Genomic DNA, 16205 nt, shown 5'->3' with positions numbered 1-16205 from the left:
GGCCGCGGCGGCGCGTGCCGGACCGGATGTCGCGGATACCCCGGCTGCTGCCGATCGTGAAGCCCATGCCCCCTCCAACGGGTCCAACGCACCGGTGGTTACGAGACGGATGCGTGTCGTCACTCTGTGTTCACGCCTGCCCCGTGCCGCGTGGTTCAGGCGGCGTCCGGGAGTGCCTCGGGTGGTGTGCTTGTCGGTGTGCGCCCCTGCGTGCACCGCTACGCCCACCTTCGGCCGTCCTATGTCAAGTGAATCGTGCGCGGGCAACCGTAGGTTCATTCGAAGGGGTGGCGAATGGTGGCGTTTCCGGGATCGCCGTGGCTGGACGGGTGATCGTAGGATTACTTTGAGTGCACAAGTCCTCGGGGCACATGCGCTTGTGGGTATGCCGGAGGCAACTCGTCATCTCGTTCGAAGGGTGACAAGTGCGGGACGGGAAGCCGTATTTACCGGCATTCTGATAGGGCTTGGCGCACAGCGGCGACAAGTGGTTCCAGGGATGGGGGCGTTCCAGTGGGCGGCAACGGCGGAAGCGGGACAACCGCGGCCAGTGCGGACAAGCGCCCCAATGAGCTGCTCGGCTCGTGGTTCGTGCGCAGCGGCTGGTCCAAGGGTGAGCTGGCGCGTCAAGTGAACCGCCGGGCGCGGCAGTTGGGGGCCAACCACATCTCCACGGACACCTCGCGGGTGCGCCGCTGGCTGGACGGCGAGAACCCGCGCGAGCCGATCCCGAGGATCCTCTCGGAGCTGTTCTCCGAGCGCTTCGGCTGTGTCGTCTCGGTCGAGGACCTGGGCCTGCGCGCGGCCCGCCAGGCACCCTCCGTGTCCGGCGTCGACCTGCCGTGGACGGCCCCGCAGACGGTGGCCCTGCTCAGCGAGTTCTCCCGCAGCGACCTCATGCTGGCCCGCCGCGGCTTCCTCGGGGCCTCGCTGGCCCTGTCCGCGGGACCGACCCTCATCGAGCCCATGCAGCGCTGGCTGGTCCCCGGCCCGTCGGCCCACCAGCCGGAGCCCGAGCCCGCGAGCGCCTCCCGGCATCAAGGGCGGCTCTCCCGGCCCGAGTTGGAGCTGCTGGAGTCCACCACGGCGATGTTCCGCAAGTGGGACGCCCAGTGCGGCGGCGGCCTGCGCCGCAAGGCGGTCGTAGGACAGCTGCACGAGGTGACCGACCTGCTCCAGGAGCCCCAACCCGAGGCCACCAACCGCACGTTGTTCAAGGTGGCCGCCGAACTCGCCGAGCTGGCCGGGTGGATGTCGTACGACGTGGGGCTCCAGCCCACCGCCCAGAAGTACTTCGTCCTCGCCCTGCACGCCGCCAAGGAGGCGGGCGACAAGCCGCTCGGGTCGTACGTCCTGTCCAGCATGAGCCGGCAGATGATCCACCTCGGGCGGCCCGACGACGCGCTGGAGCTGATCCACCTCGCGCAGTACGGCAGCCGGGACTGCGCGAGCCCGCGCACCCAGTCGATGCTGTATGCGATGGAGGCCCGCGCCTACGCCAACATGGGGCAGCCCGGCAAGTGCAAGCGGGCCGTCCGGATGGCCGAGGACACCTTCGGGGACGTACACGACTGGGACGACCCGGACCCGGACTGGATCCGTTTCTTCTCCGAGGCCGAGCTGTACGGCGAGAACTCGCACTCCTATCGCGACCTCGCCTACGTCGCCGGCCGCAGCCCCGCCTACGCCTCGCTGGCCGAGCCCGTCATGCAACGGGCGGTGGACCTCTTCGCCAAGGACGAGGTGCACCAGCGGTCGTACGCACTCAATCTCATCGGCATGGCCACCGTGCACCTGCTGCGGCGGGAGCCCGAGCAGAGCGCGGTGCTGGCGACGGAGGCGATGACCGTCGCCAAGAAAGTGCGCTCCGAGCGCGTCAACACTCGTATTCGAAAGACCGTCGACACGGCGGTCCGCGACTTCGGGGATCTGGCCGAAGTCGTCGACCTCACCGACCGGCTCGCGATCGAGCTGCCGGAGACCGCCGAAGCGGTCTGACCACCCCAAAGCCCCGGCCGCGGCCGGCCCTCCCGAACCGCCCGACTCGGCTCCCCCATGCCAGGTCATCGGAAGGCCGACCGCGGCCGGTCCTGTCTCCGGCCGCCGAGCGGTCCGAGCGGCCCGGGCGCGTCACCACTCGTATTCGAAAGACCGGCCACGCCATGGTCTGCGGGGGCGGCGGTCCGGCCGGAATCGTCGGCCTCGCCGGGAGACTCCCGACCGGGCCGCAGGAGAGCGCCGGAGGGGTCTGGGCCCCGTGCCCCGGCGCCCCCGTGCCAGGTCGGCGGAGGGCCGGGCGCGGCCGGTTTCCAGCCGCCGGAAAAGGTTGCGCCACGATAACGATCGCGCGGCCGGAGATCCGGCGGTTCATCGACGCGTAACACGTACGGCGCCTTCGTCACCCCGCTGAAACATCGAGGGGCGTCGACGGAAACCGCGCTGCGCCAATCTCATGGCGCATAACCGGACCCCCCGCCTTGACCGGACCGCATCCAGGCTTCGCCCGCACGGGGCCGTACAACCGACGAGGAGACGCCGATGGCATCAGCCGCCATCACGCTTGCCGCTGAGGCACCCAAACTGTCCTCCGCGAACACAGGCTTCATGCTGATCTGTTCTGCCCTGGTGCTGATCATGACACCGGGACTCGCCTTCTTCTACGGAGGCATGGTCCGCGTCAAGAGCACCCTGAACATGCTGATGATGAGCTTCATCAGCATCGGGATCGTCACCATCCTGTGGGTGCTCTACGGCTTCTCCCTCGCCTTCGGTTCGAGTAACGGCTTCATCGGCTACAACTCCGACTGGCTGGGGATGAGCAATGTCGGACTGACGGAGCTCTGGGACGGCTACACCATCCCGATCTTCGTGTTCATGGTCTTCCAGATGATGTTCGCCGTCATCACGCCCGCCCTGATAAGCGGTGCCATCGCCGACCGCGTCAAGTTCTCGGCCTGGGCGCTCTTCGTCGCCCTGTGGCTCACGGTCGTCTACGTCCCGGTCGCCCACTGGGTATGGGGCGCCGACGGCTGGGCCTACAAGCTCGGTGTGATCGACTTCGCCGGTGGTACGGCGGTCCACATCAACGCCGGTGCCGGCGCCCTCGGCGTCATCCTGGTCATCGGCAAGCGGGTCGGCTTCAAGCGTGACCCCATGCGTCCGCACAGCCTTCCGCTGGTCATGCTCGGCTGCGGTCTGCTGTGGTTCGGCTGGTTCGGCTTCAACGCCGGTTCGTGGCTCGGCAACGACGACGGCGTCGGCGCGCTGATGTTCGTCAACACCCAGGTCGCCACCGCCGCCGCCATGCTCGCCTGGCTCGCCTACGAGAAGATCCGGCACGGCGCGTTCACCACGCTGGGCGCGGCCTCGGGTGCCGTCGCCGGTCTGGTCGCCATCACCCCGTCCGGTGGTGCGGTCTCCCCGCTCGGTGCGATCGCCGTCGGTGCCATCGCCGGTGTCGGCTGCGCCGCGGCCGTCGGCCTGAAGTACCGGTTCAACATCGACGACTCCCTCGACGTCGTCGGCGTCCACATGGTCGGCGGTATCCTCGGCTCCCTGCTCATCGGCTTCTTCGCCACCGGCAAGGGCCAGTCCGCCGCGACCGGCGTCTTCTACGGCGACCACTCCTTCACCCAGCTGTGGAAGCAGTTCGCCGGTGTCGGCGCGGTCCTCGGCTACTCCCTGGTCGCCTCCGCGATCCTCGCCTTCCTCATCGACAAGACCATCGGTATGCGGGTCACCGAGGACGAAGAGGTCGCCGGCATCGACCAGGCCGAGCACGCCGAGACCGCATACGACTTCAGCGGCGCCGGCGGTGGCATCGGCAGCTCCGCCCTGGCCGCCCCGGAGACGAAGAAGGTGGACGCATGAAGCTCATCACCGCCGTCGTGAAGCCCCACCGGCTCGACGAGATCAAGGAAGCCCTCCAGGCCTTCGGGGTCCACGGTCTGACGGTCACCGAAGCGAGCGGCTACGGTCGTCAGCGGGGACACACCGAGGTCTACCGGGGCGCCGAGTACACGGTCGACCTGGTCCCCAAGATCCGCATCGAGGTGCTGGCCGAGGACGACGACGCCGAGCAGCTGATCGACGTCATCGTCAAGGCCGCCCGCACCGGCAAGATCGGTGACGGCAAGGTCTGGTCCCTCCCGGTCGAAACGGCCGTCCGGGTCAGGACCGGCGAGCGCGGTCCGGACGCGCTCTAAAAAGAAACGAACAGGAGTCGCTGGGTGACGAGTACGGACGTGCGCAAGGATGCAGAAGACTCCGGACCCAGCGGCTACGCGGCGGCCCGGCTGCGCCTCCTCACTGAGGGGGTGCGGTCCGGGCCGCCGCGCCGTGCCGCCCTCGCCGAACTGACCGACGACTGGCTGACCGGCCTCTTCACCGCCGGCAACGAAGCGCTCAAGGGAGTCTCCCTGGTCGCCGTCGGCGGCTACGGCCGAGGCGAACTCTCCCCGCGCAGCGACCTCGACCTGCTCCTCCTGCACGACGGCGGCGACTCCGGCGCGGTCGCCGCGCTGGCCGACCGCATCTGGTACCCGGTCTGGGACCTCGGCCTCGCCCTCGACCACTCCGTCCGGACGCCCGCGGAGGCCCGCAAGACCGCCGGCGAGGACCTCAAGGTCCAGCTCGGCCTCCTCGACGCCCGCCACATCGCCGGCGACCTCGGCCTGACCGCCTCCCTGCGCACGGCCGTCCTCGCCGACTGGCGCAACCAGGCGCCCAAGCGCCTCCCCGAACTCCAGGAACTCTGCGCCGAACGCGCCGAGCGCCAGGGCGAGTTGCAGTACCTCCTCGAACCCGACCTCAAGGAGGCCCGCGGCGGCCTCCGCGACGCCACCGCCCTGCGCGCCGTAGCCGCCTCCTGGCTCGCCGACGCCCCGCGCGAAGGCCTCGCCGACGCCCGCCGCCGGCTCCTCGACGTGCGCGACGCCCTGCACCTCACCACCGGCCGCGCGACCGACCGGCTCGCACTCCAGGAACAGGACCAGGTCGCCGCCGAGCTGGGCCTCCTCGACGCGGACACCCTGCTGCGGCAGGTCTACGAAGCGGCACGCGTCGTGTCGTACGCCAGTGATGTCACCTGGCGTGAAGTGGGGCGCGTGCTGCGGTCGCGCGCCGTGCGGCCGAGGCTGCGCGCCATGCTCGGCGGGGGCGCGAAACCCACCGCCGAGCGCTCCCCGCTCGCCGAGGGCGTCGTGGAGCAGGACGGCGAGGTGGTACTCGCCCGCGCCGCACGCCCCGAACGCGACCCCGTCCTTCCGCTGCGCGCCGCCGCTGCCGCCGCGCAGGCCGGACTTCCGCTCTCGCTGCACGCCGTACGGCGCCTCGCGGCCACCGTGCGACCGTTGCCCACGCCCTGGCCCGCCGAGGCGCGCGAGCAGCTCGTGACGCTGCTCGGTTCCGGGCAGCCGACGGTGGACGTGTGGGAGGCACTGGAGGCGGAAGGCCTGATCACCCGTCTCCTCCCCGACTGGGAGCGGGTGCGCTGCCGGCCGCAGCGCAACGCCGTGCACATCTGGACCGTGGACCGGCACCTCATCGAAACCGCCGTCCGCGCCTCGGAGTTCGCCCGCCGCGTCAGCCGCCCCGACCTCCTCCTGGTCGCCGCGCTGCTGCACGACATCGGCAAGGGCTGGCCCGGCGACCACTCCGTGGCCGGCGAGATCATCGCCAAGGACGTGGCCGCCCGTATCGGCTTCGACCGCGCGGAAGTCGCCGTACTCGCGACCCTCGTACGCCATCACCTGCTGCTCATCGAGACGGCCACCCGGCGCGACCTGGAGGACCCGGCGACGGTTCGCTCGGTCGCCGAGGCCGTCGGCACCACGAGCACCCTGGAGCTGCTGCACGCGCTGACGGAGGCGGACGCGCTGGCCACCGGACCGGCCGCCTGGTCGTCCTGGCGGGCCGGCCTCGTCACCGACCTGGTGAAGCGGGTCGCCGCGGTCCTCTCCGGGGACGCCCCCGAGGAGCCCGAGGCGGGCGCGGCCACGGCGGAACAGGAACGGCTCGCGATCGAGGCGGTCGCCACCGGCGGCCCGGTGCTGGCCCTGCGCGCCCAGACCGAACCCCCGACCGAGGACGAGCCCGCCGGCGATCCCGAACCGCTCGGCGTGGAACTCCTGATCGCCGTACCCGACCAGCCGGGCGTCCTCCCCGCGGTGGCCGGCGTCCTGGCGATGCACCGCCTGACGGTCCGCACGGCGGAACTGCGCGCGCTGGACCTGCCGGACGGCGTGGAGGGCTCGGTGCTCCTGCTGAACTGGCGGGTCGCCGCCGAGTACGGCTCCCTGCCCCAGGCCGCCCGGCTGCGCGCCGATCTCGTACGCGCGCTGGACGGTTCGCTGGACATCGCCGGCCGTCTCGCCGAGCGCGACGCCGCGTATCCGCGCCGCCGGGGTGTCGTGGCCCCGCCGGCCCGCGTGACGGTCGCCCCGGCCGCCTCCCGGCACGCGACGGTCATCGAGGTGCGCGCGCACGACGCCCCCGGGCTGCTGCATCGCATCGGACGGGCGCTGGACGAGGCGAAGGTCCGGGTGCGGAGCATGCACGTCAGCACCCTGGGCTCGAACGCGGTGGACGCCTTCTACGTCACCGGCGGGGAGGGCATGCCGCTGCCGGGCGAGGAGGCCACGGCGATCGCGCGGAAACTGGAGGAGACGTTGCGGGCGTGAGCCCGCCCGGGGTTTCCGACCCGGCGGGCGGGGACGATTCGCTTGCGCGGCCGGATACCCTGGAAGACGCTCACACTGCCCCCGACTCCGAGGACCGACGCCGCCGTGTTCGATACTCTCTCCGACCGCCTCTCAGCGACCTTCAAGAATTTGCGTGGCAAGGGGCGTCTGAGCGAGGCGGACATCGACGCCACCGCGCGCGAGATCCGGATCGCCCTCCTCGAAGCGGACGTGGCGCTTCCGGTCGTACGGACGTTCATCAAGAACGTCAAGGAGCGCGCCCTCGGCGCCGACGTCAACAAGGCGCTGAACCCGGCCCAGCAGGTCCTGAAGATCGTCAACGACGAACTCGTCACGATCCTCGGCGGCGAGACCCGGCGCCTGCGCTTCGCCAAGAACCCGCCGACCGTGATCATGCTCGCGGGTCTGCAGGGTGCCGGTAAGACGACCCTCGCGGGCAAGCTCGGCAAGTGGCTCAAGGATCAGGGGCACTCACCGCTGCTCGTCGCCGCCGACCTCCAGCGCCCGAACGCGGTGAACCAGCTGAGCGTCGTCGCCGAGCGCGCCGGTGTCGCGGTCTACGCGCCCGAGCCGGGCAACGGTGTGGGCGACCCGGTCAAGGTCGCCAAGGACTCCATCGAGTTCGCGAAGTCCAAGGTCCACGACATCGTGATCGTGGACACCGCGGGGCGCCTCGGCATCGACCAGGAGCTGATGCGGCAGGCCGCGGACATCCGTGACGCTGTCTCGCCGGACGAGATCCTCTTCGTCGTCGACGCGATGATCGGTCAGGACGCGGTCAACACCGCCGAGTCCTTCCGCGACGGCGTCGGCTTCGACGGTGTGGTGCTCTCCAAGCTCGACGGTGACGCCCGCGGTGGTGCGGCGCTGTCGATCGCCTCGGTCACCGGCAAGCCGATCATGTTCGCGTCGAACGGCGAGAAGCTCGACGACTTCGACGCCTTCCACCCGGATCGGATGGCCTCCCGCATCCTCGACATGGGTGACCTGCTCACCCTGATCGAGCAGGCGGAGAAGACGTTCAGCCAAGAAGAGGCCGAGAAGATGGCCTCGAAGCTGGCGTCCAAGAAGGGCCAGGACTTCACCCTCGACGACTTCCTGTCCCAGATGGAACAGGTCAGGAAGATGGGCAGCATCAGCAAGCTGCTCGGCATGCTCCCCGGCATGGGCCAGATCAAGGACCAGATCAACAACCTGGACGAGCGGGACGTCGACCGTACGGCCGCGATCATCAAGTCGATGACCCCGGCCGAGCGCGCCGAGCCGACCATCATCAACGGCTCGCGCCGCGCCCGTATCGCCAAGGGCTCCGGCGTCGAGGTCAGCGCCGTGAAGGGCCTGGTCGAGCGGTTCTTCGAGGCCCGCAAGATGATGTCCCGCATGGCGCAGGGCGGCGGGATGCCCGGCATGCCGGGGATGCCGGGCATGGGCGGCGGCCCCGGCCGCACCAAGAAGCAGCCCAAGCAGGCCAAGGGCAAGCAGCGCTCCGGCAACCCGATGAAGCGCAAGCAGCAGGAGCTGGAAGAGGCCAGGCGCCGTGAGGCCGGCGCGGCTCCGGGCGGCAACGCGTTCGGACTGCCCGAACAGGGCGGCCAGGACTTCGAGCTGCCGGACGAGTTCAAGAAGTTCATGGGCTGACAGCCCGTCTTCTACGTCGCCGAGGGCGCCCTTCTTTGAAGGGTGCCCTCGGCGCATGCTGGGCGTGCCGACGCCTGGCCCGTGTCGTAACTTGCCGATATGACCAACCCCGCGCCGCCGCGCAAGTCTCCCGACCAGCCCTGGCGTACCGAGGGCACCCCGGACGAGCCCCCGAAGCCGTCGCCGGGCGGGAAGAAGATGCGCGGCGGCTGGTGGAGCCTGATTCTCACCGCGCTGGTCGTGTACCTGGTCGCCAACCTCATCCTGTCGTTCTTCAACGAGGGCAACGAACCGACGATCTCGTACACGGAGTTCAGCAAGCAGGTCGACGCGGGCAACGTCACCAAGATCTACGCCAAGGGCAACGCGATCCAGGGCCAGCTCAAGAAGGAGCAGAAGAACCCGGGCGGCGACGGCAAGTACACCAAGTTCGACACGGAGCGGCCGACCTTCGCGGACGACCAGCTCTGGGAGGACCTGACCAAGCACAACGTCACCGTCACGGCGGAACCCGTCGTCCAGCACCGCAGCTTTCTGGCCAATCTGCTGATCTCGCTCGCCCCGATGCTGCTCCTGGTCGTCCTGTGGCTCTTCATCGCGCGCCGGATGAGCTCGGGGCTCGGCGGCGCGGGCGGCATGCTCGGCCGCAAGGCCCCGCCCAAGCCGGTCGAGCTGGAGCCCGGCAAGCAGCGCACGACGTTCGAGGACGTGGCCGGCATCGACGAGGTCGAGGGCGAGCTGAACGACGTCGTCGACTTCCTCAAGAACCCCGACGAGTACCGGAAGATGGGCGCGAAGATGCCCCGGGGCGTGCTCCTCGCGGGTCCGCCCGGCACCGGCAAGACGCTGCTCGCGCGGGCGGTCGCGGGGGAGGCGGGGGTGCCGTTCTTCTCGGCCTCGGCTTCCGAGTTCATCGAGATGATCGTCGGTGTCGGTGCCTCACGCGTGCGTGAACTGTTCGCGGAGGCCCGCAAGGTGGCCCCCTCGATCATCTTCATCGACGAGATCGACACCATCGGCCGGGCCCGCGGCGGCGGCAGCGGCATGGGCGGTCACGACGAGCGCGAGCAGACCCTGAACCAGATCCTCACCGAGATGGACGGCTTCTCCGGCTCCGAGGGCGTCATCGTCATCGCGGCCACCAACCGCGCCGACGTCCTGGACCCGGCGCTGACCCGCCCCGGCCGCTTCGACCGGGTGGTCGTGGTCTCGCCGCCGGACCGGGGCGGACGCGAGGCGATCCTGGAGATCCACACCCGCGAGATCCCGCTCGCGAAGGACGTGAACCTCGCCCAGGTCGCCCGCACGACCCCGGGCATGACCGGCGCCGAACTCGCCAACCTCGCCAACGAAGCAGCCCTCCTCGCGGTCAAGCGCAAGCAGAGCGAGGTCACCCAGTCCGACCTCTCCGAAGCCCTGGAGAAGGTCCAACTGGGCGCCGAACGCCCGCTGGTGATGCCCGAGGAGGAACGCCGCCGCACCGCCTACCACGAGAGCGGCCACGCCCTCCTCGGCATGCTCCAGCCCGGCGCCGACCCGGTCCGCAAGATCACCATCGTCCCGCGCGGGAGGGCCCTCGGCGTCACCCTCTCGACGCCGGACGCGGACAGGTACGCGTACACCGAGGAGTACCTGCGCGGCCGCATCATCGGCGCCCTCGGCGGCATGGCCGCGGAACAGGTCGTCTACGGGGTGATCACCACCGGGGCCGAGAACGACCTCGAACAGGTCACCAACATCGCGCGCGGGATGGTTGCCCGCTGGGGCATGAGCGAGCGCGTCGGCCGCCTCTCCGCCCTCCCGAACGACGCTCAGCAGGCCTACGGCCTCGCAGCGGCCCCGGGGACCCTCGACGTGATCGACCACGAGATGCGCCGCATCGTCGACGAGTGCTACGACGAGGCCTGCCGCAAACTCCGCGATCACCGCGACCAGTTGGACGCGCTCGCGACGGCCCTCCTGGAGAACGAGACCCTGGAGGAGACGGACGCGTATCGGATCGCGGGCGTCACGCGCCTCTTCAAGGAAGAGCCGTAGTCATCCTCAGGTCGTAGGCGCGCTGAGTCATCCTCAGGTCGTACGCGCGATCAGGTATCGGAAGACGTTCGGCATCCACACCGTGCCGTCCTGCCGACGATACGGATGCAACGCCTCCGCCAATTCCTTGTCGACCTGCGCCTGATCCGTCGCGACGATCGCCGCGTCGAAGAGTCCCGTCGACAGCAGCCCCCGTACGGCGCTCTCGACGTCGGCGTACCCGAAGGGGCAGGCCACCCTCCCCGAGCCGTCCGGCCTGAGGCCCGCGCGGTGGGCGACCTCCTCCAGGTCGTCGCGCAGGACCGGGCGCGGGCTGCCCGTGCCGCGCAGCGGGTCCGCGAGCCTGGTGGCCACCCGCAGCACCGACGCGGTCGCGCAGCGCTCCGGCGGACCCCAGCCCGCCAGCACCACGGGCGTCCCGCGCGCGGCGAGCGGTGTCGCGGCGGCGAGCGTGTCGCCGAGCCCCTCCGAGTCGCCCGCGAGACACCCGATGGGCTCGAAGGCGGTCACCAGGGTGTACGCGGGCGTCTCCGGGCCGGCCGCGTCCCGAGGCGAGCCGTGGACCAGCCGGAGGTGCGCACGCGCGCGTGGGGACCAGTTGGTCGGCAGCAGCCGCTCGCGGGCGAGAGCCAGGCGTTCGGGGGAGAAGCGCTCGACACCGGTGACCGTCGCGCCTCTGGAGGCCGCCATCAGCAGGGCGAGCCCGGAACCGCAGCCGAGGCCGAGCAGCCGGGTGCCGGATCCCACTTCCAGTCGCTCGTAGACCGCTTCGTAGAGCGGCACCAGCATCCGCTCCTGGATCTCGGACCAGTCACGCGCGCGTGCACCCAGGTCCACGCGGGGCGTCGGCCCCGCATGAGGCAGGTACTGCCGCACGAGCGTAGGTGTCATGGAAAGCGCCCCAATCCGCCGAGAGTTGTGGCCGTGCCCGTTTCCGAGGCCCCCGTGATGTGCGCCCGCACTTCCCCCGTATGCCAGCAAACTCCGCACGCGCTACGGCGTCCAGGGGTTGTGGGCCCCGGCTTGTGGCTTGCCTGTGGGAGTGGCGAGAATTCACATGACGGCAATGTGGGCCGCCCGTACGATCTCGCCATGGCCAAGGCACCCGTACTCACGCCGCGGGCGGACGATTTCCCCCGCTGGTACCAGGATCTGATCAGCAAGGCCGAGCTGGCCGACAACGGCCCGGTGCGCGGCTCCATGGTCATCCGACCGTACGGGTACGGCATCTGGGAGCGGATGCAGGCCGAGATGGACGCCCGCATCAAGGAGACGGGCACCGAGAACGCCTACTTCCCGCTGCTGATCCCGCAGTCCTACCTCGCCCGCGAGGCGGACCATGTCGAGGGCTTCGCGCCCGAGTTGGCGGTGGTCACGCACGGCGGCGGCAAGGAGCTGGAGGAGCCCGCGGTCGTCCGGCCCACCTCCGAGATGATCATCAACGAGTACTTCTCGAAGTGGGTGCAGAGCTACCGCGACCTGCCCCTGCTGATCAACCAGTGGGCGAACGTGGTCCGTTGGGAGCTGCGCCCCCGCCTGTTCCTGCGCACCAGCGAGTTCCTCTGGCAGGAGGGCCACACGGCGCACGCGACCTACGAGGAGGCGCGCGACTTCGCCGCGCACATCCACCGTCAGGTCTACGAGGACTTCATGGTCAACGTCCTCGCGATGGACGTCGTACCGGGCCGCAAGACGGTCAAGGAACGGTTCGCGGGCGCGATCAACACCCTCACCCTGGAAGGGATGATGGGCGACGGCAAGGCGCTGCAGATGGCGACCAGTCACGAACTGGGCCAGAACTTCGCCAAGGCCTTCAACACGCAGTACCTGTCCAAGGAAGGCAGGCAGGAGCTGGTCTGGCAGACCTCCTGGGGCTCCACCACGCGCATGATCGGCGCCCTGGTGATGATGCACGGCGACGACGACGGACTCCGGGTACCGCCGCGGCTGGCGCAGATCCAGGTGGTCGTCCTCGCGATCAAGGGCGACGAGGCGGTTCTGGCCAAGGTCCGCGAGATCGGGGCCCGGCTGAAGGCGGCGGGCGTCCGCGTCCGGGTCGACGACCGCACGGACATCCCCTTCGGCCGCCGGGCCGTCGACTGGGAGCTGAAAGGCGTGCCTGTACGGATCGAGGTCGGCCCCCGTGACCTGGAGAACGGCACGGCGATGCTGGCCCGCCGCATCCCCGGAGGCAAGGTGCCGGTGGCGATCGACTCCCTCGTAGAGCTGCTTCCCGTAGTCCTGGAGGAGGATCAGGCGCTGCTGCTGAGGCAGTCCCGCGAGCGGCGCGAGTCCCGCACCTCCGAGGTGTCGACGATCGCGGAGGCCGTCGAAGCCGTGACCGCCGGCGGCTGGGCGCGCATCCCGTGGGCCACGCTCGGCGAAGAAGGCGAGGCCGAACTGGCCGAGCACGCGGTGACCGTACGGTGTCTGGTCGCGGAGGACGGGTCGGTGCCGGACGACGACAAGGCACCCGGTAACGTCGCGGTCGTCGCGCGCGCTTACTGAAGCGGCGGGCTCGGGCGGGAGAGCGACCGAAACGCCCCTTGCGCAACGGCGGACATCAGCTCACCCGGCGCGCGGACACCGTCTACGCGCCGGGTCGTACGGAGGACTACGCACCAGCTTGGTATGAGCTGTGAGGCTTCTCCGCAGATCAGCGCACCCGCCCTCCTCCGGACGCATCAGCGGCAACTGACGGGTACGTGCAAATTATTTGGGATGCCCCGGAATCGGAACACAGGGGCACTCCGGCTCGTTGTCATTACGTGAGCACGACACAGACACCACCTGTTCTCGCCGCAGAGCTGGCAGAGGCGTGGGCCGATATTCAGCGGTACCACCCCGAACTGCCCGATCTGGCCGCGCCCGAGTCCCTGATCGGAGAGTCGTCGTCCGCCTGCGGACACGAGCTCTCCTTCGAGCGACTGCTCCATGAGGCAGTCCATGGCATCGCCGCTTCGCGCGGCGTGCGTGACACGTCCCGCGCCGGCCGCTACCACAACCGCAGATTCCTTGCGATCGCCGAGGAGCTGGGCCTGGACCACCCCGACGAGCCGCATCCCAGCAGCGGTTTCTCGCTGGTCCAGCTCAACCCCGAGGCGAAGCGGCGCTACCGGCCGACGATCGAGCGCCTCCAGCGCGCGCTCAAGGCCCACACCGTCGCCACCTCGGCCGACACCTCCCGTACCTTCCGCGGCCCGGCCGCCCGTCACGGCTCGTCCGGTGGCGGCGTCCGCGTCAAGGCGGTGTGCGACTGCGGTCGTAACGTACGGGTCGTCCCGTCGGTGCTGGCCCAGGCGCCGATCGTGTGCGGGGGCTGCGGCAAGCCCTTCCGCATCCCGGAGGTCGTGGGCGCGGCCTGAGGACGCGGCTGCTCGTGGCAGCCGCATCCCGCAGGCCGCGGGTTGCGCACACCCGCGCCGGTCACCTCCCGGCGCCGGGTGTCGCTTCCGCATGTGCGGGAGCATGTCGGGGGCATGCTCCCCGGTCGGACGTGCCGCCGGGGTGTGGCACAATGGCTAGCTGTACTCGACAGCCGCACAGGAACCCTCTCGCCTCCGGCTGACGCGTCCATCGGGCACTCGGGTACCGCAACCCCACGCGGCCGTCTCGCCGTGCCCAACCACGTCAAAACCAGGAGAACCCACTCCCGTGGCAGTCAAGATCAAGCTGAAGCGTCTGGGCAAGATCCGTTCGCCTCACTACCGCATCGTCGTCGCCGACTCCCGTACCCGCCGTGATGGCCGGGCCATCGAGGAGATCGGTCTGTACCACCCGGTGCAGAACCCCTCGCGCATCGAGGTCGACACGGACCGTGCGCAGTACTGGCTGAGTGTCGGCGCGCAGCCGACCGAGCCCGTGCTCGCCATCCTGAAGCTCACCGGCGACTGGCAGAAGTTCAAGGGCCTGCCGGCCCCGGCTCCGCTGCTCGTGGCCGAGCCGAAGGCCGCGCGTCCGGTGTTCGACGCCCTCGGTGGCGACGACGCGAGCAAGGGTGAGGCGATCACCCAGAAGAAGAAGGCTGAGAAGAAGGACGAGGCTGCGGCCGAGTCCGAGTCGACCGAGGCCTGAGCATGCTCGAGGAGGCTCTTGAGCACCTCGTGAAGGGCATCGTCGACAACCCTGACGATGTGCAGGTCGCCTCGCGCGACCTGCGTCGCGGGCGCGTGCTGGAGGTCCGGGTGCACCCCGACGACCTCGGCAAGGTGATCGGTCGCAACGGCCGCACCGCTCGCGCTCTGCGCACCGTCGTGGGTGCCATCGGCGGCCGAGGTGTCCGCGTCGACCTTGTCGACGTGGACCACGTCCGCTGACGTTTATCGCACACCGGCTCGGGCCGGGGAGGGCCTGCGGGCCGTCCCCGGCCCGTCGTCGTACTACAGGAGATCAAGCACAGTGCAGCTGGTAGTCGCTCGTATCGGCCGCGCCCACGGCATCAAGGGCGAGGTCACCGTCGAGGTACGCACCGACGAGCCGGAGCTCAGGCTCGCGCCCGGCGCCGTCCTGGCCACCGAACCCGCCTCCACCGGCCCCCTGACCATCGAGACGGGCCGCGTCCACAGTGGCCGTCTCCTCCTGCGCTTCGAGGGCGTCAGCGACCGCACCGGCGCCGAGGCCCTGCGCAACACCCTCCTGATCGCCGAGATCGATCCCGAGGAGCTGCCCGAGGAGGAGGACGAGTACTACGACCACCAGCTGATGGACCTCGACGTCGTCACCAAGGACGGCGAGGAGGTCGGCCGGATCACCGAGATCTCGCACCTGCCCTCCCAGGACCTCTTCATCGTGGAGCGTTCCGACGGCAGCGAGGTGATGATTCCGTTCGTCGAGTCGATCGTCGTCGAGATCGACCTGGAGGAGCAGCGCGCGGTCATCGACCCGCCGCCCGGACTGATCGACGACCGGGCGGAGATCGTGTCCTCCAAGGACGACTCTTCCGAGGACGCCGACGCATGAGGCTCGACGTCGTCACGATCTTCCCCGAGTACCTCGAACCGCTGAACGTCTCCCTCGTCGGCAAGGCACGCGCGCGTGGACAGCTGAATGTGCACGTGCATGATCTGCGTTCCTGGACGTACGACCGCCACAACACGGTCGACGACACCCCCTACGGCGGCGGCCCCGGCATGGTCATGAAGACCGAGCCCTGGGGCGACGCCCTGGACTCCGTCCTGGCCGACGGCTACGAGACAGGCTCCGGTGCCCCCGCGCTCGTCGTGCCCACGCCCAGCGGCCGGCCCTTCACCCAGGAACTCGCCGTAGAACTCTCCGAGCGGCCCTGGCTGGTCTTCACGCCCGCCCGCTACGAAGGCATCGACCGGCGGGTGATCGACGAGTACGCGACGCGGATGCCCGTCTACGAGGTGTCCATCGGCGACTACGTGCTCGCCGGCGGCGAGGCGGCCGTCCTGGTCGTCACGGAGGCCGTGGCACGGCTGCTGCCGGGTGTCCTGGGCAACGCCGAGTCCCACCGCGACGACTCCTTCGCGCCCGGCGCCATGGCCAACCTCCTGGAGGGGCCGATCTACACCAAGCCGCCCCAGTGGCGCGGCCGGGGGATCCCGGACGTGTTGCTCAGCGGCCATCACGGCAAGATCGCCCGCTGGCGGCGCGACGAGGCGCTGAAGCGCACGGCCGCCCACCGGCCCGATCTGATCGAGCGCTGCGAGCCCAAGACCTTCGACAAGAAGGACCGCGAGATGCTCTCGATCCTGGGCTGGTCACCGGACCCGGCGGGGGAGCCGTACGGCCGATTTTGGCGCAGGCCGGACGGCGTGGAAGAATAGGTCGCTGTTGTGCGTCGTCCGGCGTGCGCCCCTGCCACAG

The 16205-nt window shown here is 70.1% G+C and carries 13 protein-coding genes; 12 read left to right on the top strand and 1 reads right to left on the bottom strand.

What is annotated here, in order from left to right:
- Positions 1-513 precede the first annotated feature (513 nt).
- The 6 genes from nsdA to ftsH all read left to right on the top strand — a co-directional run bounded on the left by nsdA (position 514) and on the right by ftsH (position 10376).
- Positions 514-1998 carry a transcriptional repressor NsdA gene (gene nsdA / locus AC31A1_RS08645; RefSeq protein ID WP_489652665.1) on the top strand — a complete coding sequence of 495 codons (1485 nt, stop codon included), beginning with the start codon at positions 514-516 and terminating at the stop codon, positions 1996-1998.
- A 540-nt stretch (positions 1999-2538) separates the two neighbouring features.
- Positions 2539-3870, top strand: a complete 1332-nt coding sequence (locus AC31A1_RS08640) for an ammonium transporter (RefSeq protein WP_489652664.1) — start codon at positions 2539-2541, stop codon at positions 3868-3870.
- Positions 3867-4205 carry a P-II family nitrogen regulator gene (locus AC31A1_RS08635; protein ID WP_003997576.1) on the top strand — a complete coding sequence of 113 codons (339 nt, stop codon included), beginning with the start codon at positions 3867-3869 and terminating at the stop codon, positions 4203-4205. The genes AC31A1_RS08640 and AC31A1_RS08635 overlap by 4 nt, the downstream gene beginning before the upstream one ends.
- 24 nt (positions 4206-4229) lie before the next feature.
- A complete protein-coding gene (locus AC31A1_RS08630; RefSeq protein ID WP_489652663.1) occupies positions 4230-6680 on the top strand; it encodes a [protein-PII] uridylyltransferase in 2451 nt (816 codons plus the stop codon).
- Between the two features lie 105 nt (positions 6681-6785).
- Positions 6786-8339, top strand: a complete 1554-nt coding sequence (ffh, locus tag AC31A1_RS08625) for a signal recognition particle protein (protein ID WP_489652662.1) — start codon at positions 6786-6788, stop codon at positions 8337-8339.
- Between the two features lie 99 nt (positions 8340-8438).
- Positions 8439-10376: an ATP-dependent zinc metalloprotease FtsH gene (gene ftsH, locus AC31A1_RS08620; RefSeq protein WP_489652661.1), complete on the top strand. Its 1938-nt coding sequence runs from the start codon at positions 8439-8441 to the stop codon at positions 10374-10376.
- A gap of 33 nt (positions 10377-10409) precedes the next feature.
- On the opposite strand, the gene AC31A1_RS08615 is transcribed toward ftsH, so the two are convergent.
- A complete protein-coding gene (locus tag AC31A1_RS08615; protein ID WP_489652660.1) occupies positions 10410-11267 on the bottom strand; it encodes a class I SAM-dependent methyltransferase in 858 nt (285 codons plus the stop codon).
- 201 nt (positions 11268-11468) lie between these two features.
- On the opposite strand from AC31A1_RS08615, the gene proS reads away from it, so the two are divergent.
- The 6 genes from proS (at position 11469) to trmD (ending at position 16165) form a co-directional block, all read left to right on the top strand.
- The gene (gene proS / locus AC31A1_RS08610) at positions 11469-12884 is read left to right on the top strand and encodes a proline--tRNA ligase (protein WP_489652659.1); all 1416 of its coding nucleotides are present in this window, start codon (positions 11469-11471) and stop codon (positions 12882-12884) included.
- 260 nt (positions 12885-13144) lie between these two features.
- Complete coding sequence (locus tag AC31A1_RS08605) at positions 13145-13741, top strand: hypothetical protein (protein ID WP_019058697.1); 597 nt, start codon at positions 13145-13147, stop codon at positions 13739-13741.
- A gap of 289 nt (positions 13742-14030) precedes the next feature.
- Positions 14031-14450, top strand: coding sequence for a 30S ribosomal protein S16 (rpsP, locus tag AC31A1_RS08600; protein WP_393759428.1), 420 nt, complete (start codon positions 14031-14033; stop codon positions 14448-14450).
- Positions 14451-14452: 2 nt separating this feature from the next.
- Entirely contained in the window at positions 14453-14692 is a 240-nt protein-coding gene (locus AC31A1_RS08595; RefSeq protein ID WP_005479813.1) for an RNA-binding protein, read from the top strand.
- A gap of 82 nt (positions 14693-14774) precedes the next feature.
- The gene (rimM, locus tag AC31A1_RS08590) at positions 14775-15335 is read left to right on the top strand and encodes a ribosome maturation factor RimM (RefSeq protein WP_489652658.1); all 561 of its coding nucleotides are present in this window, start codon (positions 14775-14777) and stop codon (positions 15333-15335) included.
- Entirely contained in the window at positions 15332-16165 is an 834-nt protein-coding gene (gene trmD, locus AC31A1_RS08585) for a tRNA (guanosine(37)-N1)-methyltransferase TrmD (protein WP_489652657.1), read from the top strand. The genes rimM and trmD overlap by 4 nt, the downstream gene beginning before the upstream one ends.
- Positions 16166-16205: the final 40 nt, after the last annotated feature.

Source organism: Streptomyces sp. P5F9, from assembly GCF_057961495.1.
The sequence above is the reverse complement of the archived record's forward strand: the minus strand, read 5'-3'. Positions and strand labels throughout refer to the sequence as shown.

Coding starts and splice junctions, on each gene's coding strand:
- AC31A1_RS08595 (WP_005479813.1), top strand. CDS start 14,453: ATGCTCGAGGAGGCTCTTGAGCACCTCGTGAAGGGCATCGTCGACAAC.
- trmD (WP_489652657.1), top strand. CDS start 15,332: ATGAGGCTCGACGTCGTCACGATCTTCCCCGAGTACCTCGAACCGCTG.
- proS (WP_489652659.1), top strand. CDS start 11,469: ATGGCCAAGGCACCCGTACTCACGCCGCGGGCGGACGATTTCCCCCGC.
- AC31A1_RS08640 (WP_489652664.1), top strand. CDS start 2,539: ATGGCATCAGCCGCCATCACGCTTGCCGCTGAGGCACCCAAACTGTCC.
- AC31A1_RS08615 (WP_489652660.1), bottom strand. CDS start 11,267: ATGACACCTACGCTCGTGCGGCAGTACCTGCCTCATGCGGGGCCGACG.
- ftsH (WP_489652661.1), top strand. CDS start 8,439: ATGACCAACCCCGCGCCGCCGCGCAAGTCTCCCGACCAGCCCTGGCGT.
- AC31A1_RS08635 (WP_003997576.1), top strand. CDS start 3,867: ATGAAGCTCATCACCGCCGTCGTGAAGCCCCACCGGCTCGACGAGATC.